Source organism: Chryseobacterium sp. W4I1, assembly GCF_030816115.1.
In the GTDB taxonomy this organism is placed as follows: Bacteria; Bacteroidota; Bacteroidia; order Flavobacteriales; family Weeksellaceae; genus Chryseobacterium.
The window spans coordinates 1742741-1767412 of sequence record NZ_JAUSXQ010000001.1 but is presented as its reverse complement, the minus strand read 5'-3'; the positions used below and the strand labels follow the sequence as shown (position 1 = coordinate 1767412).

Annotated in this window: 24 protein-coding genes; 8 read left to right on the top strand and 16 right to left on the bottom strand. The window is 37.4% G+C overall.

The window, feature by feature from the left end; all coding sequences use genetic code 11:
- Window positions 1-2: 2 nt before the first annotated feature.
- From QF044_RS08140 to QF044_RS08130, 3 genes are read right to left on the bottom strand one after another with little or no spacing between them, the layout of a single operon-like run.
- Window positions 3-1319 carry a lysine N(6)-hydroxylase/L-ornithine N(5)-oxygenase family protein gene (locus QF044_RS08140; RefSeq protein WP_307265790.1) on the bottom strand — a complete coding sequence of 439 codons (1317 nt, stop codon included), beginning with the start codon at window positions 1317-1319 and terminating at the stop codon, window positions 3-5.
- On the bottom strand, window positions 1312-3738 hold the full coding sequence (locus QF044_RS08135; RefSeq protein ID WP_307265788.1) for a GNAT family N-acetyltransferase: 2427 nt from the start codon (window positions 3736-3738) through the stop codon (window positions 1312-1314). The genes QF044_RS08140 and QF044_RS08135 overlap by 8 nt, the downstream gene beginning before the upstream one ends.
- A complete protein-coding gene (locus QF044_RS08130; protein ID WP_307265787.1) occupies window positions 3710-5236 on the bottom strand; it encodes an aspartate aminotransferase family protein in 1527 nt (508 codons plus the stop codon). The genes QF044_RS08135 and QF044_RS08130 overlap by 29 nt, the downstream gene beginning before the upstream one ends.
- A 215-nt stretch (window positions 5237-5451) precedes the next feature.
- Here QF044_RS08130 and QF044_RS08125 point away from each other — a divergent pair, with 215 nt between their 5' ends.
- Window positions 5452-6549, top strand: coding sequence for a taurine catabolism dioxygenase TauD (locus QF044_RS08125; protein WP_307265786.1), 1098 nt, complete (start codon window positions 5452-5454; stop codon window positions 6547-6549).
- A gap of 523 nt (window positions 6550-7072) precedes the next feature.
- Here QF044_RS08125 and QF044_RS08120 read toward each other — a convergent pair.
- The 9 genes from QF044_RS08120 to QF044_RS08080 all read right to left on the bottom strand — a co-directional run bounded on the left by QF044_RS08120 (window position 7073) and on the right by QF044_RS08080 (window position 15067).
- On the bottom strand, window positions 7073-7885 hold the full coding sequence (locus tag QF044_RS08120) for an alpha/beta hydrolase family protein (RefSeq protein WP_307265784.1): 813 nt from the start codon (window positions 7883-7885) through the stop codon (window positions 7073-7075).
- A gap of 255 nt (window positions 7886-8140) precedes the next feature.
- Window positions 8141-8710: a Crp/Fnr family transcriptional regulator gene (locus QF044_RS08115; protein WP_307265782.1), complete on the bottom strand. Its 570-nt coding sequence runs from the start codon at window positions 8708-8710 to the stop codon at window positions 8141-8143.
- A gap of 13 nt (window positions 8711-8723) precedes the next feature.
- Window positions 8724-9245, bottom strand: coding sequence for a GNAT family N-acetyltransferase (locus QF044_RS08110; RefSeq protein ID WP_307265780.1), 522 nt, complete (start codon window positions 9243-9245; stop codon window positions 8724-8726).
- Window positions 9246-9254: 9 nt separating this feature from the next.
- Window positions 9255-10265, bottom strand: a complete 1011-nt coding sequence (locus QF044_RS08105; protein ID WP_307265778.1) for a S41 family peptidase — start codon at window positions 10263-10265, stop codon at window positions 9255-9257.
- Window positions 10266-10333: 68 nt separating this feature from the next.
- The gene (locus QF044_RS08100) at window positions 10334-11128 is read right to left on the bottom strand and encodes an AraC family transcriptional regulator (RefSeq protein WP_307265776.1); all 795 of its coding nucleotides are present in this window, start codon (window positions 11126-11128) and stop codon (window positions 10334-10336) included.
- A gap of 70 nt (window positions 11129-11198) precedes the next feature.
- Entirely contained in the window at window positions 11199-11777 is a 579-nt protein-coding gene (locus tag QF044_RS08095) for a nucleosidase (RefSeq protein WP_307265775.1), read from the bottom strand.
- 392 nt (window positions 11778-12169) lie between these two features.
- On the bottom strand, window positions 12170-12871 hold the full coding sequence (locus QF044_RS08090; RefSeq protein WP_307265773.1) for a DsbA family protein: 702 nt from the start codon (window positions 12869-12871) through the stop codon (window positions 12170-12172).
- Between the two features lie 85 nt (window positions 12872-12956).
- Window positions 12957-14129 carry an MFS transporter gene (locus QF044_RS08085; RefSeq protein ID WP_307265772.1) on the bottom strand — a complete coding sequence of 391 codons (1173 nt, stop codon included), beginning with the start codon at window positions 14127-14129 and terminating at the stop codon, window positions 12957-12959.
- A gap of 2 nt (window positions 14130-14131) precedes the next feature.
- Window positions 14132-15067, bottom strand: a complete 936-nt coding sequence (locus tag QF044_RS08080; protein ID WP_307265770.1) for an alpha/beta hydrolase — start codon at window positions 15065-15067, stop codon at window positions 14132-14134.
- A 159-nt stretch (window positions 15068-15226) separates the two neighbouring features.
- Here QF044_RS08080 and QF044_RS08075 point away from each other — a divergent pair, with 159 nt between their 5' ends.
- Window positions 15227-15607, top strand: a complete 381-nt coding sequence (locus QF044_RS08075) for a helix-turn-helix domain-containing protein (protein WP_307265769.1) — start codon at window positions 15227-15229, stop codon at window positions 15605-15607.
- Here QF044_RS08075 and QF044_RS08070 read toward each other — a convergent pair.
- A complete protein-coding gene (locus QF044_RS08070) occupies window positions 15604-16794 on the bottom strand; it encodes an MFS transporter (protein ID WP_307265767.1) in 1191 nt (396 codons plus the stop codon). The two genes, QF044_RS08075 and QF044_RS08070, sit on opposite strands and share 4 nt — an antisense overlap.
- 410 nt (window positions 16795-17204) lie before the next feature.
- Between QF044_RS08070 and QF044_RS08065 the strand changes: the two genes are divergently transcribed.
- Both QF044_RS08065 and QF044_RS08060 read left to right on the top strand, forming a co-directional pair.
- The gene (locus QF044_RS08065) at window positions 17205-17954 is read left to right on the top strand and encodes an NUDIX domain-containing protein (RefSeq protein WP_307265766.1); all 750 of its coding nucleotides are present in this window, start codon (window positions 17205-17207) and stop codon (window positions 17952-17954) included.
- Window positions 17955-18029: 75 nt separating this feature from the next.
- Window positions 18030-18761 carry an MBL fold metallo-hydrolase gene (locus QF044_RS08060; RefSeq protein WP_307265764.1) on the top strand — a complete coding sequence of 244 codons (732 nt, stop codon included), beginning with the start codon at window positions 18030-18032 and terminating at the stop codon, window positions 18759-18761.
- 18 nt (window positions 18762-18779) lie between these two features.
- Here QF044_RS08060 and QF044_RS08055 read toward each other — a convergent pair whose 3' ends face one another.
- The gene (locus QF044_RS08055; protein ID WP_307265763.1) at window positions 18780-19121 is read right to left on the bottom strand and encodes a hypothetical protein; all 342 of its coding nucleotides are present in this window, start codon (window positions 19119-19121) and stop codon (window positions 18780-18782) included.
- Window positions 19122-19724: 603 nt separating this feature from the next.
- Between QF044_RS08055 and QF044_RS08050 the strand changes: the two genes are divergently transcribed.
- On the top strand, window positions 19725-20318 hold the full coding sequence (locus QF044_RS08050) for a Crp/Fnr family transcriptional regulator (protein ID WP_307265761.1): 594 nt from the start codon (window positions 19725-19727) through the stop codon (window positions 20316-20318).
- A gap of 47 nt (window positions 20319-20365) precedes the next feature.
- Here QF044_RS08050 and QF044_RS08045 read toward each other — a convergent pair whose 3' ends face one another.
- Entirely contained in the window at window positions 20366-20998 is a 633-nt protein-coding gene (locus QF044_RS08045) for a chloramphenicol acetyltransferase (protein WP_307265760.1), read from the bottom strand.
- 251 nt (window positions 20999-21249) lie between these two features.
- Here QF044_RS08045 and QF044_RS08040 point away from each other — a divergent pair, with 251 nt between their 5' ends.
- The 3 genes from QF044_RS08040 to QF044_RS08030 all read left to right on the top strand — a co-directional run bounded on the left by QF044_RS08040 (window position 21250) and on the right by QF044_RS08030 (window position 23541).
- Window positions 21250-21921: an NAD(P)-dependent oxidoreductase gene (locus QF044_RS08040; RefSeq protein WP_307265758.1), complete on the top strand. Its 672-nt coding sequence runs from the start codon at window positions 21250-21252 to the stop codon at window positions 21919-21921.
- A complete protein-coding gene (locus QF044_RS08035; protein WP_307265756.1) occupies window positions 21908-22096 on the top strand; it encodes an NAD-binding protein in 189 nt (62 codons plus the stop codon). Before QF044_RS08040 ends, QF044_RS08035 begins: the two co-directional genes overlap by 14 nt.
- 116 nt (window positions 22097-22212) lie before the next feature.
- Window positions 22213-23541 (top strand): hydroxymethylglutaryl-CoA synthase family protein, encoded by a 1329-nt coding sequence (locus QF044_RS08030; protein ID WP_307265754.1) that lies wholly within the window; start codon window positions 22213-22215, stop codon window positions 23539-23541.
- Between the two features lie 63 nt (window positions 23542-23604).
- Here the strand turns inward: QF044_RS08030 and QF044_RS08025 are convergent, their stop codons facing one another.
- Complete coding sequence (locus QF044_RS08025) at window positions 23605-24546, bottom strand: helix-turn-helix domain-containing protein (RefSeq protein WP_307265752.1); 942 nt, start codon at window positions 24544-24546, stop codon at window positions 23605-23607.
- Window positions 24547-24672 lie beyond the last annotated feature (126 nt).

Genomic DNA, 24672 nt, shown 5'->3' with positions numbered 1-24672 from the left:
TGTTATATTTTGACAGTTGATACCGCAGCGTATTTCTCTACATCAAAATCCTGGAAAGCAATTTTCTTTTCGATTTTATAATGTTCTCTTCCCAAAATGTCATTGATGATATAGGAATTACGGTACGCCGCCATTCCAAGATCGGTAGAAATGTAGCTGTGGGTGTGTACTTCTGCATGAAGCACATAGATTTCACCGCCGTTATGGTCTATGGAATAATTCCTGTTGACCGCAAATAATCCTGTGGAATCTCTTTTAATTCTGGACTGAATATTTTTAAGGAAAGCAGGTTCATGATAACGGTATCCTGTTCCTACCACCAGATAATCAGCTTCCTGTTCGTAAGGGACATCCTGCTCCAATTGTGTGAACTCAAGAGTTAGATTATCCGGATTGCTATTATCTACTCTATCCAACTGGCTGTTTGGAATGATCGTCAGGTTTGGATCAGCATTATCAATATTCAGGTCGTAGATAAAATCATAGATCTGGTTGATGAGGTCGTAATTGATTCCTTTAAACTGAGCCTGCTGCTTGCTTAATATTGATTTTCTGGCTGCCTCATCCCTGCTGTAAAAATAATCTACATAATCAGGAGAAGTCAGTTCCAGCGTCAGCTTTGAATATTCCATCGGAAAGAAACGGTCCGGACGTGAATACCAGCCCAATCGGGTATTTTCATCACGGCTTTGCAATAAATCATAGAAAACCTCTGCAGCACTTTGCCCTGAACCGATCACGGCAATTTTTTTACCCTGAGCCAAAAGTTCTTCCTTGTGGTACAGATAAGAGCTTGTATGAAGAATACGCGAATCATCTTTCGGAATAAACGAAGGAATATGTGGCTGTGTCCCTGTTCCCAGGATCAGTCTTTCTGTTCTGAAAACCTCTGTTTCCTTAGTTTTGGTGTGAACGGTTGTAATTAAATACAGTCCGCCTTCATACACAATATCAACCACCTGCGTTGAAAAACGGCACTGTGGAAGCTGGCTCACTACCCATTGACAGTAACGGTTGTATTCTTTACGCGGAATGAAAAAATCTTCCCTGATAAAGAATTTGTACAGCCTGTTCGTTTCTTTCAGATAGTTCAGAAGGCTTAAAGGATTCGTAGGATCTGCCATGGACACGCAGTCGCATAAAAAAGGCGTTTGCAGTGTTACATGGTCAATCATTAATCCCGGATGCCAGTCGAAACCATCTCTCTGGTCAAGGAAAAGTGTTTTTAATTCAGAAATCGGATTCGATAAGGCAGCAAGTCCTAAATTAAAAGGGCCAATACCTATTCCGATCACGTTATATATCGTGTCGTTATTCATGTTCAGTGATTTTTACGGTGAATTCTACATCTTTGTTTTGCGGGAATTTTTCCCAATACCATTCTCTGTAGCAGAAATTAAGGTTGGCTTTTTTATGAGGCATTTCAATGACTTTATCTACTTTGAATCCGACATGCGCCTTGTTCATCATAGAAGCCAGAGAATCTACCGAACCCTCGCCTACCATTTTTCCAACCTCAGGCTGGGCAAATACATAATCTACCATAGACTGTGTGGAAGGAGAAACGTATTTCTTCTTCGGATCAGTCGGTGCAATGAACTGGTGGGTTCCGTAATCGGTAGGCAGTACATCGTAGTAATCGCCCACAATATCTCTGCATGGCCAGTAAACCTCAATATTGCATGTAGGTTCGCCATTGCTCATGACGATGTAGCTGTGTGCTTCATCACCCGGCAGCATTAAACGGTAATAGGTTTCCAGTTCATCAATCGGCCAGTTCATCTGCCAGATTTTGATCGCATGTTCACGGTTAAACCACTCATGAAGCATTTCAAGATCTTCATCAAGATTAACAGGTCTCATCGTAACCGTGACATCATCTTTCTGGAAATAACGCTTGAAGAAAGCTTCTTTCCCTTTCGGATGAATCAGCTGATCTGAGAAGTAATGATAGTGAAGAAGATTCGGAACTTTAGCATAAGAAATCGCTGCGGCACTTGTAATACCGTCAATTTCATTGGCAACCGCCTTAAAGTTGGTTTTTGTTCCCCAATGACGGTTTTCAAGTGCATAACGCGTAAAATATGAAGGCATTTCCTGATGAACCTGTGCAAATTCGCTGTGCAGCATATTGATCAGTGTTCTTTCTTTCACCCATCCTGTCTTTCCTAATGAAGCCACCAATGCTGAAAGATTACTCACCAGAACATGGTAAGAGATAATATCTAAAAGACGCTCATCCCTGATGAAAAGATCTTCAATCTCAGGATACGTTTTGGAAAGCTCCGCATACTGTTCTCTTGCGCTTTCTCTTAACAAATATCCCTGTGCATCCCTTACAAAAAGAGTTGTTGGCAGCAACTGATCATCCAGTTGGATCAGGAGATTCTGTTGATGCGCTTCAGGAGCCATGCCGTATTGGCTGTATAAATGGTTTAAAGGAGCAATCAGCAGGTGAATATATTTTGAAAACCAAGTGGTCACCGATTCTTCCGGACTTGTTCCCAGTTTTTCAGAAACATCTGTAAAGAACTTTTGGATAAAATTCTGACCATCTGCAGGTTCGTCCTGACATAATCTTGCTAAAAGAAGGATTTTATCTTCCGGCTGGAACGGGTTTTCGCGGATCAGGAGATTAAGGCTTTCAATATTTTTATCCTGATGATAAACGCCTAATGTTACAGGTTCCAAAAGCAGTTTGAACTGATTAAAATCCTTTTCAAACGCTGTTCCAGTATGTTTTCTCCATAAAGCCGATGCGTAGCCTCTTTTTAGATCTTTCTCCGTATTGATTCGTATCGATCCTGTTAAAAGAACATTTAAAGAAAACTTAGGCATCCACGGAATTTGAGGGCTGTACATACTTCTGATAGAAGAGGTTGAATAAAATTCTTCCCCAAAAGCCCCGATATGAATTAAAGTACGGTCTTTGATCATTTCCGCTCCTTCTTCGATAGACAAAAGATAAGTAGCTTCCCAAGGATGACACGGAACCGTATAGAAATCAGAAAGCTTTTCACCTTCGTTAAGATACTTCGCTTCAAGATCTTCGGGTAATGAAACAACGCTCTTCAGAAATTCGTTGTAAGGCTGTTCTAAAACCGAATGTTCCCGGACACAGCTTTTGTGCACCAGAAAATACTCCAGCTGGATTCCTTGATTGAATTCCGGGCCGTAAAGAAGCTGCTCTTCTCTGGAGAATCCCATTCTCGCTTTTGTGAAAGGGTGAAGATTATGTCCCACAGGAAGTTGTTGTTCAGATTCCAGGAAAGAATACGTCAAAGCATCCTGATCCTGTAAACCTTCTTCCATGATCATTTCCAGATTTCTTAAGCTGCTGTGAATTCTTTTCGTGAATAGATCCAAGCCTTTTTCACTGAACTGTTCAGAAAGCTCACGGTAGACCAATGCTGTCAGCTGATCAACATCCGGCTCAAAGACTTTCTGATTGTTATGATCAACCACCCATAAAGGCATTCCATAATTGTGGAAAGCACTTTCGGAACGGTAAGAAACCGGAGCGAATAAAAAGATATCGCTTTTCTTTAATTCAAATCTTATATGAAGCGGATAGGAACTGTTTTCAAGCGCCTGAGCCGTAAGCGCATCATATTTCGGAACGCCCTGATAGAACTTTCCGTTTCCAAGCTCACGAAGCATTCCGTTCAGCAGGATTCTAATCGTTATTTCCTGTGCTTTTTCCGTAAGCTTAGTTGGCTGTATCAAAGTCTTCTCCATGCGATTGTATTGTATTTAAAATTTGGTGAACGTCTTCTGTCGTAGTGATCGGGTTCAGGAAAGTAAACTTCAGGTAGAAATTTCCGTCTACTTTAGTGCTTGCCACAAGAATTTCCCCGCTGTAGAAAAGTTTCATTTTGATATGCTGGTTCAAAGCATTCAGGTCTTCAATATCAGGTCTGATATAACGGAAAACCAGAACGCTCAGGTCTGTATCGGAAAGCAGTTCGAAATGCGGATTCTCACTAATCATAGAGGCCACATCTTTGGTAAGGTCTATTACGGTATCTGTATATTCTGAGAGCTGTTCTTTGCCCATCATTCTTAACGTAAACCACAGTTTCAGAGCATCGAATCTACGGGTACTCTGGATAATGGATTTGTTGATTTGTGCAGGAATTTCCTCTTCATCCATTTCCGCAGGATTCAGATAGTCTGCATGGTGTTTCAGGATTCTTAATTCCCTTTTGTTTTTAACGATGAAAGCACTGCTGCTGATCGGCTGGAAGAAAGATTTATGATAATCTATCGTCACCGAATCCGCTCTTTCTATACCGTTCAGAAGATGACGGTATTTTTCGCTTAATAATAAAGCACATCCGTAAGCCGCGTCTACGTGCATCCAGATGTTGTATTGCTCAGCAACGTTGGCAATATCTTCCAGTGGGTCTACATTTCCGAAGTCTGTAGTTCCGGCAGTCGCAACAATTCCGATAGGAATATTTCCCATCTGCTCTTCTCTCTTAATGTATTTTTTCAGCAAAGTGATGTCCATGCAGAATCTTTCGTCTGTAGGAACTTTAACGATACATTTTTCGCCTAATCCCATGATAGAGGCGTTCTTTAAGTTGCTGAAGTGAGATTTATCAGAAACAAAAATTCTGAATCTGCCAGCCTCCTGTGGAAGGCCATCCAGCTTAATATTATGGTTGTATCTCTTCTGGGAAAAGCAGTCGCGCATCATCACAAGCCCCATCAGATTGCTCTGTGATCCGCCTGCTGTGAAAACACCGTCGCTGGTTTCCGGATTGTATCCTAACTGCTCTGCGGTCCAGTCGATCAGCTTTCTTTCCATAAAGGTTCCTCCGGCACTCTGGTCGTAGGTATCCTGCGATGAATTGATGGCACTGACAAGGATTTCTCCTGCTAAAGCCGGAATTACAATGGGGCAGTTAAGGTGTGCCACGTATTGCGGAAGGTGAAAAGCAGTGGCATGCTTTACATATATAGTATCTACTTCCTGAAGAAGCTCCTGGTATGAAGAGAGCTTTTGATCCAGGTCTATCTGCTGTACCATACTTTTCATTTCTTTGGCTTCTATTCCACTGAAGGGTTTGTCATTTCTGTGAAGAAAGGTTCCTACAAGGTCTAAAGTTTCTTCGACAGCGGAACGGTAATGGTCATAATTGTGAGAATGAAAAATATTTTCAAAATTCCCCGAAATGTGAGGTAAGGAGGCGCCCAGGATCTCTCCGGCGGGCATTTGATTGTTGTTCATATACGTATTTGTAAGGTGATTTTAAGTCAATAAGTTGTGTGAAGGTGTAGTAGCATATAGATGTATATGTTTGATAGTCAAGTTTTTATTTTTACATTTTTTTTGCTTTTTATTTGGTGATTGATAAATTATTCATAAATTTGAACCAGCTATTGTTATTTAGAATAATTAAAAACAAATATAGAAATTATATTTACACACCAAATATTTTTTTAATGAATTCACTAGAAATTTTAGATAACGACAGTATTACCGCGGTAAAACTGCTTCCAAGAATCATTGAGATCACCTCTCATGAAAGAAGAATGATACAAGATGCAGCGGTGCATCTTCAGAAAAAATATGGCAGCTATGAGAACAGAGACTTTATTACCCATGTTCATCAATTGGCTTCCTATTTTCTACCGGAAAGAATTTTGCATATAGCGGCTGATTTCGCCAGCGACTTTTCAAAAGATCAGTATGGAGCGCTTGTGTTTAGAGGATTAATGGATATTGATCAGGAAAGTATAGGAAATACTCCGCCGAACTGGCAGTCTGCGGATTATTCTAAATTCAATATCTATGGTTTTGCCTGTGCATTGATTCATGGAGCACTTCCATCAAAACCTGTACAATATTATTCACAGCGAAAAGGTGGCGGATTGATGCATGCGATTATTCCGGATGAAAAAATGAGAGAAACCCAGACCGGGTCGGGATCTGCAACAGATCTTTATGTACATACGGAAGATGCCTTCCTGAAACATCAGGCAGATTTTTTAAGCTTTATGTATATCCGTAATGAAGAACAGGTACCTTCTACCCTATATTCCATCCGTTCTCACGGGGCTATAGGGGAAAATTTCAGACCTCTTTTTGAGCGTATGTACAAAATACCGAAAGATGCCAATTTAGAGACCGGTATGGAGGAAGAAGAGAAACTGGATGCCGTGTTGTACGGTAATTATGAACTGCCTTTTATGAGGTTTGATGCTGCCGAACAGCTATTCAACCCAAGTATTAAACAGACTGACGATGCCCACGGCCATCTGACAGAATTCTGGGAAGAGGCCAGAGATCTGATTTATTCAGGTTTCACGCCACAGGCCGGAGATGTGATATTGGTGAATAACCATTTATGTGCCCATGGAAGATCTGCCTTCAGAGCCGGAGTAAGAAATGTTGATGGTGTAGAACACGAATGTCAAAGAAGAATTATGCTCCGTATGATGAGTAAAGTGAGCCTGATGGAGATGAGAGCACATACGCTTACAGAAGACCCGTTCTTTGTTATTGAAGAACATTTGGGTAAAAATTTTGAAAATATTTAAATTTCATTATTACTTAATTATCATTATGATGAATCCTTTTAAGCACAAGGCTTAAAAGGATTTTTTTATCTAAGCCGTTAAGAGCATTTAATTTTTAAAGATTATATAAAAACTTGTGAAGCAGATGATTTTGTAACGCAAAGAAAATAAGGAGGAATTAAGGAAATGGATACATAATGATTAAAAAAATATCGCAGATCTTACAGATGATACAGATTTTACTTTTGCTAATCTGCTCTATCCGGAAAATCTGCGAGAATAATTAATTTTGTTTAATTCACTTGTGTCTGATCTGTTTTTAAGATGATTAGGGTGAGTTTGCTTTTAAAGGTATGGTTTAAAAAAAATCATTTGATTTTTCCTAACGACTCTTATCATCTTAATCGTTTAAAGATTTAAGCACTGTTAACCATGTCAAGGTTCAAAACCTTGACATGGTTAGGAGATATTGATTTCAAATTCAAATAAAACAACATAAACAATTATAATAAAACCAGATACATCAATTTATATAAAGCTAATTTTATAGCTTAAAAAATCGATCAAATAAAGTCAACTGCTCAGATAAAGATCTGCCCCAGTATTTAGGATCATGGATTCCTAAGGACTCTATATAAAGATGTGGAATCTTTTGATCGGTTAATTTTTTATGAAATTTTCTGTTCATTTCAACCATTTGTGTGTCTTCTGTACCGCAATCGAAAATGTATTGCTGTTCTGCTGTGGCCATAGTCTTCACTTTATTGTCTGTAAGAAATTTAGGATTTAATGATATTGCAGATCCTAATACTTTATCTACCTGATAATTGGTGTATCCTTCCCCGAATGAGTTGAAATCCAAGGCTCCGCAAGAACTTCCTACAATGCCAAATGTATTATTGTATGTCGTACCAATGTTGACAGCACCATAACCTCCCATACTCCAGCCCAGGATACCACGGAATTTTTTATCCATTTTTACAGGATAGTTTTTATTGACAAAATCTACAAGCTCCTGTCCTATAAAAGTCTGGTACTGTGAATCTTTAACCAAAGGACTATCTACATACCACGAATTATAATTTCCGTCCGGCAATACGTAAATCGTCTTATATTCCTGTGCTTTTTTAATCAGATCAGGAATATCCTGTTTAAGGGTACGTTCAGGATTTCCACTGTAGCCGTGCAGAATATAAACCGATGGATAGGTTACACTCTGTTGCTCATCCGGTGTGATGATAATGGTTTTGATACTTTTATTCATTTTGGCGCTGAATACTTCTTGGTGAATGACTTTCTGCGCAGAAAGATGTGCAGATACCGTCAATACACATACGATGCTTGCTAAATTTTTCATAGGAGATAATTTAATTAATGAACTTGGAACATCTGTAATTAATTTAAGCTGTCTTATTTTTTTTGACGCAAAGGTTTACTATTACGATGAATATTTTAAGTGAGCTAAGAGGGAATCAATTAGCATTGATTCGATGAAGCCTACTTTTCATCCTTCCTTTCTCTTGTGCTTATTTAGATGTACAAATGTTCTTGTTTACAGGGCAAAGATGGGGTTGAGAAAATAAAAAAGCCTCAACATATGTTGAAGCTTTTGTCAGTTTATTTCTTTTTTTATGCGGCTCAGCTGAGTAGGTGTGATTCCCAGATAGGAAGCAATATAATGCTGTTTCAGCCGATCATGGAACGGTTTGTTCTCCAGAAGCTGTAAATAACGCTGTTTTGCTGTTTCATGCTTTAAGGAAATTTCCAGAGGCTCTTTTTTCACCACCCAGTTTTTTTCCAGGTAATGAATGTGAAATAACGCCAGGTCGTGATATTGGTTCATCAGCTCTCTGAAAGCTTTTGCTGGATATTTTATCACTGAACAGTTTTCTAAAGCAATGATATTAAAATCGCTGGGCTTATCTTTAATAATGGCTGCTGTAGAAGCCACGAAACTCTTTTCTTCAAAGAAAATCTTATAGACAGAATCTCCCTGCTCGTCTACAGTATAATATCCTATCAGTCCTGATTTTATGAAATAATAATATCTGGCAGCAGATCCGGCTTCCTGAAGAAGTTCATTTTTGTGATATGTTTCTTCCGTACAGATATTCATCAGGGCTTCCACCGTTTCTTCTGAAAGCGGATAATAGCTATTGATCTGTTCTAAAAGGTTTTTCAAAGCCGATAATAATTTAATCTAAAATTTTCTTCATCATCAGGTCAGTCTGGTCTTCATCACCCAGCCTGAATGTATGGCTTCCGAATTCCTCAAAACCGTTTTTCCTGTAAAAGTTAATTGCTCTCAGATTCTCTTCCCAGACTCCCAGCCATAGATAACTTTTGCTCAGGCTTTTAGCGGTTTCCAAGGCCTTATCATACAGCAATTGACCCACTTTCTGGCCATGATGGCTTTTCTTGACGTAAATACGCTCTATTTCCAGTGAGGTCTCATCCTGCAGTTCGGTTTGTGCAGGCCCGGAATTTACTTTCAGATAACCGACAGGAATATCCTCTTCCCAGGCAATAAAGAAATAAGAATCTGGATTATTTAATTCTGTACTGACTTTTTCTGAACTGAAACTTTCTTCAAGATAAGTGTTCATTGCTTCCTCCGAATTGCTGTCTGCAAAAGTTTCAGCAAAAGTCTGTCTGCCTATATTCTGAATGGTTTCAAGCTCTTCTATTCCGGCTTTATTAATGATTATTGATGACATATTATACATTTATTGCTCTAATTTATTAATAAGATTTTTTATTTCAGGTATGCTTAATTCTGTTTTTGTTTCTGTTTGTAAAATATTTTTTAAAGTTTTGATATGAGCAGCCTTTAAAGCATCTTCAGCTTTTACTTCGTGATCAGGAGTTATCCCGATATGTTCCCAGTTTTTATGGCTTATGACGGACTTTATTTGTCCGGCTGGCACCAGCAGTAAATATTGATTCTGGATGATGAAATGGTCTACAGGATTGGCAGCACCTTCTGTTTTTTCCCCGATTACTTCGGCCAGCTTATGCTCCTGCAAAAAATAAGCAAGACCTTCTGCTGCGGAAAAACTTTTTTTGCTGGTCAGAATGTAGACTTTTTTATGAAGGTATTTCTGTCCGGAAACAGTAGATTGGGTGCTGTTTATCACGGTTTCATCTTTATTTCTAAAATAAGTAGTATAAAGATCCGATTTTTTATCGAAAAAATAACTGCAGAATAACAGAAGCATGTCATTGTCTCCGCCACCGTTTTCCCTCAGGTCAATGATCAGGGAATTGGTATTGGCAATAAAATTCATGGCAGCAGCCAATGTTTTTTCACTGGATTCCCGCGATGCAAAGCCTTTGAAATTGATATAGCCGACATTCCCTTCCAGGCGTTGAACGTTTTCAAACCCAAGATTTTCAAGACTGTTATGAAAATTGTTTTCTTTTTCTCTTTCTTTCTCATCAACAGCTTTTTGTGGACTGTAGTTTTCGAGGTATTTAACAAAAAAGTGTTTATCTTTTATAGTTGTTCTCAACTTTTGGGTGAGAAAGGCGGCAAAATCTTTTTTGCTCAAACTGTTGAAATTACCTTTTTTAGATTCATTTTTAAATAAAGAATCTACTTTTTTATAGGCTTCCTTATCAATATAATAGTTCTTCACTTTTTCTGTGATATCCGACAGTACCGTTTGAGTAGGATCACTTTGTGCATAAGAAACCAGAAAAAGGAAAAGGAAAATTCCGGACAGTATTTTTTTCATTGAAACAAGATTTAATATTTCAGTAAAAGTATTTCAATGATCATCCTATAAATTGTAAAAATGGAAACTCAGATAAACAGCCAGATATTATTTTGTTCAATATCTACATTTTCAAAGAACTTTTTTGGGCTTATTTTAGTGAATTCTTTAAAATCTTTAATAAGATGGGACTGGTCGTAAAAAAGATTCTCATAGGAGAGCTCTGTGAGGTTTTTTACTTTTTTATTTGAAATCAGAACTTTACGAAATCTCTGAATTTTTCTGAATTCAGACGCTGGTTTGCCCAGATACCTTTTAGAGATTTTATTCAGATACTGTCTTGTTATTTTGTTCTTTGCTGCTATCTCTTCGATGCTGAGTTCAGTTTCAAAATCAGTCAATATAGCGTACGCCAACGTTAAATCTTTCTGTTGGAATTTCGAAAGCCAATACTCTTCCAGTATTTCAATTTGTTTTTTTCTGTTGGGCTCATTTAGAGCTGTATTCGAGATTTCTTTAAAATCCGAAACATGAATATGTTTCTGCATAGCCTCACTGCCATCTGCCTCAAAAAAATGATACATTCCCAATGGCTTAAAATAAACAGTAATTTCATTAACAGACTGATGGTAAAAAATTTCAGTGGGGACAGCACATCTGGAAACAAAGTCGAGCACTAAATTTTCGGATAAAGATCTACGGATTTCCACCCACCCTTTATCCTGGCTAATAGCCACATTCTGACAGGCTGATACAATGAAATAGTTGTCAGGAAAAGTAAGATATCTTACCGGTTCATCCCTATCATCTTTTTCTACAAAATAATATCCTTCAATATATGTTTTAAGAACAGGATGTGAAGGCTGGTAAAAAGTAACTTTCATATAACTGTAGACTGGATTTTAATAGCAGATACAAAATAAAGTTCTGAAAATTTCCTCAGGATTTATGCTATTAAAATAATATTTTTTTAAACGCTTCAGAAGCCAGATGCACCTGAACTGCCCAGTCGTCTGCGGCATCGCTTCCTGCATCATCAGAAATATATTTCAGGCATAGAAAAGGAATATTTTCTTTCTTTGCGATCAGGGCAAGCGGATAAGCTTCCATATCTACAATATTATAATCTGTTTCGGAATGATTCATCTCAAAGCTGTCCCCGCTGCCACAGATTCCTTCCTTCAAACCGTTCATCTGAAGACCATATTCCAGGACTGGAGGGATACCGGATAAAGGAGTTTCATAAAGACTGAAACCAAGACCTCTTACATCCATATCTCTTTGAATAAATTTTGTACAACAGACTACTTCGCCTTTTCCAAAGCTTTTGCTTCCTGCGGAGCCCAGGTTGATGATCAGCTTAGGTTTTCTGAAGTGAATTTCCCGGGTAAGTTCAATAGCAGCATTTACTTTTCCTATTCCTGTTACCAATTTATTTTTCCCCTCAAAAGCCTGTCCGGCCTCCGAATCCAAAGCAAAGACAAACAGGGTTTCAGAAACGGGATATTGAGCTTCGGCATTGATTTTTATCATTGAACATAATATTTTAACAAAAATAAGCATTGAAAGATAAAACGGTAGTTATTTCTTTTTTATTTAAAGCTTTTAATCATAAAAACACCTCGGTGTGAGGTGTTTTATACTGAAAATAAGCTGATTTATTTTTATTAAAAAACATTAATGTCACTAATCTTTTCACAAATTCCACGAATATTACTGACATTTAATAGTAATATTCGTGAATCTATTAGCGTTATTTGTGGTAGGAAATTAACATAGTCGGGAAGCTGAAAGAGGTAGGTTGGAAGTAACTTTAGTCAATAAAAATTAAGGAATTAATCTTAAAAAATTTAATAAAGTATACTGTCATTCTGTATTTGGAACTCAATAACTTCCCTCTCCTAGCTTCAGGCTTCCTTACAGTATTACACACTGCATCCATCGGCATCACAGGACGCACCTCCTTCTTTGGAAAGATCTTTAAACGGACTTACTGTTTCTTTATAGGTTTGTTGCAGGGCATCAGCAAAAACTTCGGCTGGCTGCGCTCCGGATACGGCATACTTTCCATTCAGAACAAAGAAGGGAACACTGGAAATACCATTGTTTTTAGCTTCCTGAATATCCTGACTGATTTCATAATCCAACTGATCTGATGTTAAGGCTTCTCTGGCTTCCTCTTTATCAATATGTAAGCTTTTAGCGAGAGCAATAAGCTCTTCAATAGATCCTACATTTTTTCCGTCGATAAAGTGAGCTTTAAAAAGAGCTTCTTCCATCTCATTCGCTTTACCGTGTTTTTTGGCAAGATGAAGTAACTTATGAGCTGTAAAAGTATTGGTGATCAATGCTTTTTCAAAATTAAAATCAATTCCGGCTGCCTTTCCTGCCTGAGCCACTTGATTAATCATCTGGGAAGCCTGGGCTTCAGGAAAGCCTTTTTTCTCTTTAAAATATTCAATTGTATTTTGAGTCTGCGCCACATCCAGACTTGGATCCAGCTGAAAGCTCTTCCACTCTACTTCTACTTCATTTTTAAACGGCAGCTTTTCAAGAGCCTGTTCAAAATTATGTTTTCCGATATAGCAGAACGGACACATAACATCTGACCATATTTCTATTTTCATTCTTATTTTATTTAATTCTGATAAAATTAATTCAGAATACAAAATTAATACATTTCTTAATTGTAACAAAATTTATTACAATATATTAAGGACATGGCAGAATGATCTTCTGCTTTTCAGATCTTTTCTCAAGAATACTTCTGAGGATGATCATCAGAAAAGCCAGAATGCCGAAAACAAAACCTATCCAGGGATTGTAGGAAGCCCCTTTTGAGACAATCATCCAGCCTCCCAGCGTAGTGCCCAGTGTTACCCCTAAATTTCCAAAAGAAGTAGCCAGACTGTTGGCAAATTCAAGAGAACCCGGTACAGAAGAAATCATATAGGTTGAAGCATTTTGAAAACTTGGAGAATACAGGAATCCCCAGATTGCTATACTGATCATATTGGCAGGCAGACTGTCTCCGGAAAAATACAGTAAAAATGGCATGATAACCGTACCGGAAAGAAACAGAGCCGTTGTTTTTGAGACATTCCAGCTTAACATTTTACCTGCTATCCAATTGGAAAAAACACCAATGATTCCAAATAGAAAAAGCATATAACTAACCATGGTTCCGTCCATTCCTTTAGCTTTATCCAGGTAATCTGCAAAATAGCTGTAGGTGGAAAACCAAGCTGTTATCATGAAAAAATTCATAGCAGTACTGATGAGAAATGTTGGCTGTTTCAAAATTTTGAGCTGACTTTTATAAGATTTCTTTTCTTTGACAGGCATGGGAGGAAGTAAAAAATAGATAACCGCCAAAGCTATCAAACTGACTACACTCTGGATAATGAAAGAGGATTCCCATATCCATACACTGGCCAGCCATGTTGCAAAAGGAACTGTTGTCACCATAGCCAGGGCAACCCCGATAAAAACAATCCCCATCAGTTTGTTCGCCTGCTTTTCATCAGCACCGGATACAGCGACAGACAATGCTGTGGCAATATAGACAGGCTGCAAAAAAGCAGGAAGGATCCTCACCAGCATCAGAAGCCAGAACGGCGGCGACAGTGAGGAAACTAAAGCAGTAAACAAAAAGATGGAAATGGCGGCAAGCATCACTTTCCTGCGGTCAAATCCGGACATTAGTAAAGTCATGAAAGGTCCCGTTAAAGCAATGATCAAAGCAAAAGCACTGAGCAGCCAGCCTGCTTTATCTACCCCTATTTGATAATGTTCTGCGATTTGTGGAAGAATTCCAATGACCCCAAATTCAGTGGTAATAACTGCAATGAATCCAAGGCAGCCGATATATGCATATTTTTTCATACTTATTTTCCTGTAGTTTTAAGATGTTGATGCGCAAATGCTGCCATTTCATCAGTAGCCTTTTGAACTTCATTCAGGATCTCTCCCATATGCATGAAGCCATGAACCATATCTTTATAAAAGCTGATACGGACGGGGATTCCTGCGTCTTTCATATGCTGTGACAGCTCTTCTCCTTCATCTCTCAAAGCATCATGTTCTGCAATAAGAACCAATGTAGATGGCGTATTTTTAAAATCTTTGATCAAAATCGGTACTGCCAAAGGATTGGGACGGTCTGCTCCTTCAGGATGATACCATTTCCAGGCCTGGATACCTCCTTCTTTGTTTAAAACCGGTCCATTTTCATACGTTTTCCAAGATTTTGTATTAAGTTGATTATCGGCTGCCGGATAAATCAGTATCTGGAATTTCAGCAGCTCTCCTATCTGAGTCGAAACACTGGCTGCAAGGGCTCCCCCCGCACTGTCTCCTATAATCCCAATCTGATCTTTGTCAATTCCCAGAGATTCCGCATTATCAACGACCCATTTCGAAATATCAATACAGTCATTTAATCCTGCAGGAAAAGGATATTCCGGAGCAAGGCGGTAATCTATGAAGATCACTGTAGATCCTGTAGTATTGGCTAATTTCCGGACAACTGCATCATGGGTCTCAAAACCGCCGGCAATAAACCATCCACCGTGTATGTAAATAATAGCTGATGATTTTTCAATACTTTTTCCTTTCGGACGATAGATACGAATTGGGATCTTGCGGTCATCCATTAATATATTCATTTCTTCGATCATCGTAACAGCTTCTTTTTTTCCACTGAGCTGAAGGGTCATGGTTTCAAGATATTTCCTGGTATCATCTAATGGGTCCTGTGAATTGAATGACTGTATTTTTTCTAAGTGACTGATAATTTGGGTTATTGATGATGTTAGTTCCATTATTTTTTATTTCCTGTTAATGATATTTTTAAAGAGAACTTAAGCGCTATTGTTCCCGAACTGATGTCTATTTTCAGTTTCAGAGAACAAAATTAATTTTCAAACCTTACATTTGCACTGTATACGGCTAATTGTGCGGTACTAACAAATTTGTAAGCTATGGGGAAAGTAAAGGAAAATTCGACAAATAATATTAACAAAAAGTATATCCAGGAGTGCGATCTATCCTATGCAGTCTGTAAAATTGGAGGAAGATGGAAATTATTGATTTTAAACAGATTAAAAGACGGGAAATTGCGTTTCAGTGAAGTCCGTGACCGTATCTGTGGGATCACAGAAAGAATGCTTACTTTACAGCTGAGAGAGCTGGAAAAAGAGGGATTGGTAAAAAGAACTATACATGCCCAGGTTCCGCCAAGAGTAGACTATGAACTTACGGATATAGCCCGGGAGCTGATCCCGATATGGGAAGAGCTCGAAAAATGGGGAAATAAGCACAGAGATTTAGTTCACTTACTTACAGTTGAGCCTAAAAATTAAAGTTGGGATTTATTCACTTTTTTGCAGAACAGCACATGAGCAATGATTGCCAGCAGACCAAAAGACACTCCTACAAAGCATACTCCTTCCCACTGTGCATATTGCCAGGCCATAGAAGCAAGCCAGGTTCCGAGTGATCCACCAATGAAATAAGAAACCATATAAACCGTATTCAATCTGTTAACCGCATTGGATTTGATTAAAAAGTAATTGGTTTGGTTCATAATATGGCTGGACTGTACGCCAAGGTCAACCAGGATCACACCAACGATTAATCCCCAATAGGTTTCGCCCGCGAAATAGGTAAAAGCCCAGCTTCCCACCACAATAAAAAGTGAATACAAAATAATCCGGTTGATATCCAGGTATTTCTGAAGTTTTCCCACTTTTGCAGCGGCCAAGGCTCCTACAGCTCCGGCCAGACCAAAGCTTCCCACTACCGAAGAACCCGCATTGAAAGGCGGTTTCTCCATATGAAAGACCAACGTTGTAAATAAAGCACACATCGACCCGAAGGCCATTGCTCCACGGAACGAAGCCAGTTGCAAAATAGGCTGTGTTTTTGCCAGATGAACAACCGAGCGCATCAGTTCTTTATAGGTTCCTTTAAAATTAGGAAGCATTTCAGGAAGCATTTTGTAAACGGCAAGCCAAACCAGGATCATCAGTCCTGCTGCAATTCCGAACATCGCCCGCCAACCCCAAAGTTCACCTACGATACCTCCAATAAACCGGGACAAAAGTATTCCCAAAAGCAGCCCGGACATCACAAGTCCTATATTGGAAGATTTTTCTTTATCAGAAGACAGCTCAGCAGCAATAGGTACAAAAAGCTGTGGAATGACGGAAGTAGCTCCTATCAGCAGGCTCGCAGCATACAGCATCCATAATTCTGTAGCAAAGGTCATCCAGAGGAGTGACCCGAAAACCAGAACAAGATCAATTAAAATTAATTTTTTACGTAAAAACTTATCACCTAACGGTACCAGCAAAAGCAGTCCTAAAGCATATCCTACCTGGGTAAGTACAGAAATTCTGCTTGCTGCAGTTTCAGAAATATGGAGATCGTCAGAAATAAGAGCCAATAAAGGCTGATTATAATAATTATTGGCTACTACAAGACCTGAAATAACGGCCATCAGCCAGATTACAGAACGGGAAATACCAGGAGATGAGCTTGCGTGCATGATAGTACAGAATTTATTCAAATTTAGAATGCAGAGAAAATGATATCAGACTCTCAATAATTAAAAGGCTTAAGTATAGATTCTCTCAGGTCTGCAAAGGTAATCAATTAAAAAAAGAGGCCGCACTTTAGAACGGCCTCTTTTCAATCAACTATAACATTTAATATTAAAACTTATTTACCCATAGGAATAAAATGGGAATTTTTTTACTCAAAAATTACTTTTCAGTATAACAGTTAAGTATTTTTGTTTACTATTAACGAAAAAGTATCTGTTAATATTGTTCTCTTGGCTATATTGTCTGAATTTTTAAATTACTTTATGCCAGATGCCTTTATATAAGGGATTTTGGATGTAATTCCATTTTTTTTCAGCAAATTTGTAGCACGACCATTTCACAAATTAATTCCATGGATTCTAAAGAACAGCTTTTACAGCAGTCAATTAAAGCAAAAGAAATTTTTTTGCCCCATATTTCAGCTGACCCCGTTATTTTTGGATTTGAGCAAAATGAGCTTAAAGTCTTACTTTTGAAGACCAATTATAGAAAAAAATGGTTACTCCCGGGCGGTTATATAAAAAAAGATGAAGATCTGGATGAAGCTGTTAAAAGAATTCTTGAAGAAAGAACCGGCGTTGCAGATATCTATCTTGAAGAGTTCGGGGTATTCGGAAAGAAAAACAGGAGTGAATCTTATTTTGAAGATTTTGATGAATCTCTTTTTCAAAAACAGCGTTTCATTTCTGTAGGCTATTATGCACTTTACAACCCATCAAAGTTTAACATTATCCCCGATCAATACAGTGAAACCTGTGAATGGATATTCCTCAGCAGACTGGAGGAGATTGAACTTGCAATGGATCACCGGGAGATTATTGATAAAGCTCTTCTTACATTGAGGCAGAAAATTGCGGCAATACCTGTCGGACGAAACCTTCTTCCTGAAAAATTTACTCTTCCCGAACTTCAGAAATTGTATGAAGCGGTATTGGGAAAAGAACTTAACCGTGGAAATTTCTACCGGAAAATGAAGGATCTTGGAATCCTGACCAAACTTGAAGAACAAAGACGTGGCGGAGCGCATAAAGCCCCCGACCTCTACTCTTTTGATGAAGAGAATTATGTAAAGGCTTTAAAAAACGGACTTGACAGCTGGTAACTTAATCGTTTTTTCCGATAGATACTATTGAAAAAAAGGTTTTCAGGTTTTAAAAATATTGGGGAAATTTGCAGAATGAAAATTATTCCGCTTAAAGAAGGCAATTTCTCTGCCAGCAGAACCAAAGATTTTACACTGTTGACGGATGAGAATTATAATACAGTCAAAGGAATCAAAATGTCTGTTCAACCCTTTCTTATCATAACAGCTAAAGATTATATTCTTGTAGATGCCGGAATCGGATGGAAAAATGCCGCAGGAAAAACTGTGATTTCTGAAATACTGGAAAAAGAAAATATTAAACCTGAACAGATCACCAAACTCTTGCTTTCACATCTTCATAAGGACCATATTGACGGCAGTATCATAAAAAATGGGAATGATTTTAAAGCAGCCTTTCCAAATGCCGAAATTTATATTCAGAAGCGTGAACTGGCTTTTTCTCTGGAAAATAAAGGCAACCCTTCTTTTGATTTTGATACCCTCAACAAACTGATCAGCCTTCCCAATATTGTCTGGATGGATGAAGACTATGGAAATATCAATGACGAAATCTCTTTTGAGGTAGTAGGTGGACATACTCCGTTTATGCAGGTATTCTGGGTCCGGGAGGATAATGAAACTGTTTTCTATGGTGCAGATGATCTTCCACAGGAATCTTATCTGAAATACCATCTTGCTTATAAAAGTGATTTTGACGGTAGAAAAGCAATGGAATTGAGATTGAAATGGCAGAAAGAGGCTAATGAAAATCAATGGAAAATACTGCTTTATCACGATCTGGACAAAGCAGTAATCCAAATATAATCTTATACAATAATTGGTCTAAAGATCATTAAACCATTTATAAATATCCATTTGGGAAGGAATACTGAGTTTTTTCCTGATCCTGTTTTTCCTATTCTGAATGGCTTTTGGGGTCACAAAAGTATAGGTCGCAATTTCCTTTGTGGTGAAGTTGAGCTTTAGGTAAATACAGAAAATCAGTTCAGAATTTTTAAGATTGGGTTGTATCTTCGCTATTTCATTAAAAAAATCAGAGTAAACTAATCTGAATTTATTCAGCAGACGTGGGGAATTTTCCTTGGCCAGCGCTATGATTTCGTCCTGCATAAAAATCTTTTGGCTCAAATCTCCTAAATTGGATTGCGGTTTTTCGTTTTTCATAATAATTTTCTCATCTCTACTTTATTTCTGATGCTCCAATGATTTTCTGCACCAGTACAAAATCTTTTCACTCGCTATTTTGGATAGCTTTTTAAATGAAGGTTTATTTATATGATATGCTTAAATTTTATCATTATGGATTCATAGGATTGTAAAAACAAATTCTTTCCTCTTATTGACTATTTAAAACTGTCTCACTGAAAATTTCACATTCACATTTTTAAATCAAGCAAAGAAAGAGAAAATGAATAAAATTCTACGGAAATGAAATACCACACATATACCACGTCATGCCTATGAATACTATAATTCTTTAACTTTTACACTTATTTTTCCATTATTTATTATAAACAAATGTAGCAGATTGATGTTATTATTTTTTATGATCTCAATCAACATTTATTGCTGTACATGCATTTTATAAGATTATAAAAAACAATCTTAAACCAAATTTATATGGTATGTATATGGTACCCTGTTCGAAAGAATCTCAATAAAATTGATTTTTCTTTACATTATTTAAATTTCAAGCTTTTCTGTTTATTTAAATAAAAGCCATTCGAGATTAAACTTTTGTTTAAAATTTAATAAAACTATCTAACTATGATCACTGAAGATATATTGATTTCATTCGGAGCAGAAACCAAGAACTATAAAGCGGGAACTCTTATTTTCCGTGAAGGTGAATTTCCCCACTTCTATTTTCAGATCGAAAAAGGCAAGATCAAGCTTAATAATTATACTGAAAGCGGTAAAGAATTTATTCAGAACATTTTTTCAGATTGCCATAGCTTTGGGGAATCTCTCCTTTTTGTAGATCGTGCTTATCCCATGAATGCAGTAGCTATGGAAGATTCCAGTATTTTGAGGCTTCCTAAATCCAATTTTTTGAAGTTGATAAGGGAAAACCATGAAATTTCTCACAATGTTTATCGATGTCTGGCAGAAAGAATGTACTACAAATACATTATGCTTTATAATCTTTCTTTCCAGAATCCCGTGCTGAAACTGAAGCAGCTGATGGATTATCTTAAAAGTTATTACGAAGACAAAACACCCTACTCTTTTCAAATTCCACTCACCAGGCAGCAACTGGCTTCCCTTACAGGTCTCCGTGTAGAAACTGTAATAAGAGCTATAAAAAGTATGGAAAAGGATAAAATTTTAAAAATTGAGAATAGAAAAATAATGTATTAATTTTTTTAACCTGAAAAGAAAATTAGAATTTATAAAACGATAGCAATTTAAATTTCACCATCAAGCTCCTTCTGAAACTCTTCCAGATATTTTGCAATGTGAATTCCGTCTGCCAATCCATGATGTGCCTCCACAGAAACCGGAAGAAACTTTTTACCGTCACGGATACTGAATTTTCCAAATGTGATTTTAGGAACAGATTCCGAATTGTTAAAGCTTGTAGGATGCAGTAAGGCACTGAAAGTATGCCACGGAATTGTTGTATGCCTGATAAGATCTTTGCCAAGCTCCCCATTATTCAATCTAAGTCCTGATGAATGATGTACCGCTTCTATTTCTTCCTTCATAACAGCATTAAAAACCTCAAAATCCGGTGAAAAAGGAATAAATGCAAAGCCGAAAGTCCCGTCTGTCCTGCCAATTGTGGTTCCTGCATGGAGAGTGTCGTATAAAACAACCTTACCATCCAGAATTCTAAGTTTAAGCTCATCCACAGCATTTACGGCTATCATTGACCTGTGAAGATAAGTAGCGAAAAAAGACTGTTCCTTTTCTTTTGCATAAGCGTAGGCTTTGGTACAATCAACTTCAGTAGTAAAGCCAAAATACGGGCTTTCCATCTTTGAAAAAAATTCAAAATGTTCTTTTCTTTTCCAGCTGTCAACGTCTATAATCTTCATTAATTTTATTTGTCGCAAATTTCAGTAAGTTTTTTTGGTTTTGAAAGTTTATCCGGAAAATGTTACCGAATGAATTACTTATATTGCATTATAATCTAATATCAAGGGTCGGTTTTGGTTGGTTTTTTGATGCAGAATAGTTCAGGCTTATGATAATAAATACAACGTTATATTGCAAATTCTTACCCGCATTCTTAAATTTTATCATATCAGAAAAGCCAGTACTTAATTATAATTGAAAAAAATAAAATATGGATACAGAAAAAATTGGATTCATCGGATTAGGGAATATGGGCCACCCTATGGCTAAAAACCTGGAAAAAGCAGGATTTCCACTGTCTGTGTACAACAGATCTCCTGAAAAGGCAGAAGATTTTAAGGAAAATTCTACTGTTTATAATCAAATTGAGAAGCTGGTAAAAAGTAGCAGCATCATATTCACTATGCTTACTGATGATCATGCAGCAAAGGCTGTATATGAAGAGATTCTGAAATCAGATATCAGTGGTAAACTTTTTATAGATATGAGTACGATTTCTCCGCAGGCTTCTGGTGAACTATACGGAGCAGTCAAAATTAAAGAAGCTTCCTTTATTGACGCTCCTGTAGCAGGAAGTACCATACCGGCTACAGAAGGTACACTCATCATTATGGCAGGAGGTGAAGAAAAAGACCTTCAGCGGGCAATGCCCTATCTTGAAAAACTGGGAAAAACGGTAAAACATTTAGGTAAAAACGGAAAAGGAATTGCAGCAAAGCTTTCCATCAACTATTTCTTATCTGCTATTTATCAGGGATTGGCAGAAACTGTTCTGTTATCAGACAAGTTGGGGATTGACAGGATAGATATGCTGGAAATCATTAATGAAAGTGCCAGCGGAAGCGGAGCAACGAAAGTTAAAAACGCCCATGCTGATCAATAACAATTATGATCCGGCTTTTGCTTTAGATCTTATGCTGAAAGATATTCTTCTGGCAAACAATGCAGGCGCTGATTTTCCCTTATCAAAGGTCTTGATAGAAACTTATCAGTCTGCTCATAACGAAGGTTTTGGAAAAGATGATGTGATCGGGATCATCAATTATCTGAAAAAATAAGCCAACCAGTACCAAGGTGGAATTTTATGATTTTTGTATTGAAAATAAAAATTATGCTTGGAAATTAAAGGCTTTTTCAAACATCATTTATAAATTCGTATAAAAATTAGAATAAAATGACTTTTGGAATTGAAGCAGCAGGCTATTATGTACCGTCTTTGTATTTAGGAATCAAAGACTTGGCGGAGAAAAGAGGAATTGACCCGGCAAAACTGGAAAAAGGATTGGGGTTATACAAAATGGGATTTCCGGACGTTCATGAAGATGCAGCTACATTTGCAGCAGAAGCTTTATTGAAGTTGATCAAAGACCAAAATCTTAACCCTAAAGATATTGCCAGAATTTATTTAGGTACCGAAAGTGCCTTGGATGCAGCAAAACCTACCGCTTCCTACGCTATGCAGATGGTAGAAAAAGTGCTGGAAAAAGAATTTGGTGAAAGAAGCTTCAAAAACTGTGATGTTGTGGATATGACCTTTGCCTGTATCGGAGCAGTGGATGCTCTTCATAATTCACTTGACTTTGTAAGGGTGAATCCGGATAAAAAAGCAGTGGTTATTGCCAGCGACTATGCCAAATACGAACTGGCTTCATCCGGAGAATATACTCAGGGAGGGGGTGCTGTTGCCTTGCTGATTTCATCCAAACCTGATCTTCTGGAAATTGAAAATAACTGGGGAGTTGCTACAGAAAGCGTTTTTGACTTCTTTAAACCAAGAAGACAATACAACAAACAAGATTTGGTTGCGGCGCCGGAGACTTTCCCGGATAAAATTGAAGTTTTTACAGATGAGCCGGTTTTTGACGGACAGTATTCAAACCAATGCTATCAGGACAGAATCAGGGAAGCCTACCATCATTACAAAGAAATTACAGGTAAAGATAAACCTTATGAAGACTGGAGATATCTTATTTTCCACCTTCCCTATGCCTTTCACGGTAAAAGAGTTTTCACTGAAATCTACAGCCTTGAAAATGAACTTTCTTACAAAACTCCGGACGAGCAAAAAGCGGTTGCGAAATCTGAAGCATATCTGACTTTTATTAACGAGAAAATTGAAAAGTCACAGAGAGCCTCCTCTGAAATAGGAAATATGTATACGGCATCCATTTTTATGGCACTCTTCTCCGCACTGCAGGTTTCTTTTAATGAAGGCGAAGACCTTACAGGAGCTGAAATAGGATTTTTAGGATATGGCAGTGGTTCAAAATCGAAAGTTTTTGCAGGAAAAGTATCAGAAAACTGGAAAACAGCAGTTTCAAAATGGAAGTTATTTGAAAATCTGGAGAATAGAACTGCAGTTGATTTTGAAACCTATGAAAAACTGCACAGAAAACAGCTCCAAACTTCTGTCAATAAAAACTACAAAGGTTTTGGACTGATTTCTATTGAATCAGATAATCCTGTGCTAAATGGAGCGCGATATTATGATTACAAAGATTAAAACGTTTTTAAAAAGAATAAAAGCATTCCATTATTTGGAATGCTTTTTATAATTTATACAAGTTTAACTGTTCAGATATCGGTCAGAAAATTCAGCTCGTATCTGATAATTTTTCGGAGTAACTCCCACCAATTGCTTAAACACTCTCGTAAAATAATTAGTGTCTGAGAATCCTGTCTGATAGGCTGTTTCCTTAATGCTGTTCTGCCCTGCAAGCAATTCCTTAGCTCTGTTGATTCTTTCCTGCAGAATAAAATCATTAGGAGAAGTGCCCAGTTCATCTTTAAACATTTTAAAAAAATTGGATTTACTTACATAAGCAAGTTTTGCCATACTTTCAATCGATAACTTTTGATGTAGATTTTTTTTGATATAATCCACTGCAAACCCTATCCTCGACTTATTTTTAGCTATATTTTTTTCTACCATACTTCTGGCCTGTGTCTGCATTAGTCTGATCAAAAGTTCTTTCAGGGCAAAATCTGCCATGATGTCTTTCTGAGAATTATCGTCCATCGCTATTCGCATGATATTGTTGGTAGCAGATGTTAAAGATTGATTATTGAAAAGAAAAAACTCGTCCAGCTGGATATTCCACTGTGAAGTTTCATCTACTTTAGGAAGACTATAATTTAAATAATTAAGAGAATCTTCTATAAAATCAGGATTAAGGCTTAAAGAGATACATTGTGTGGGTGATAGATCCGCTTCAGGAAAGTCGATCACCATGGTTTCACCGGGTGCCACCAGAACGCTTTCTCCGGGAAAATAATCGAAGTAATTCGTTTTATTGTCCAGCTTCATATGTTTTTTACCTCTCAGCATTGCTGTAAAAGCAATATTTTCAAAGTGAAGTTTCACTCCAAAAGCTGCTTTATGTGTTTCATATATACTGAATTCACAGTTGTTTAGATTGAATTTTGTCTGGTTTTCAACAAGGTTCAATAACTGGCTCTCCTTCTTCAATTCAGGAGTATTCAATAAAAATTTGTTATCATTATTCATTTTCTAAACATTTATAAAACCCAATCACTCAAATATATAAATTTTAGTCCTAATGCTATTGTTAACAAAACTATAAAATTGAATATCTGCACTATTGTGATATTTTTTTACACGATTGTGCTATTC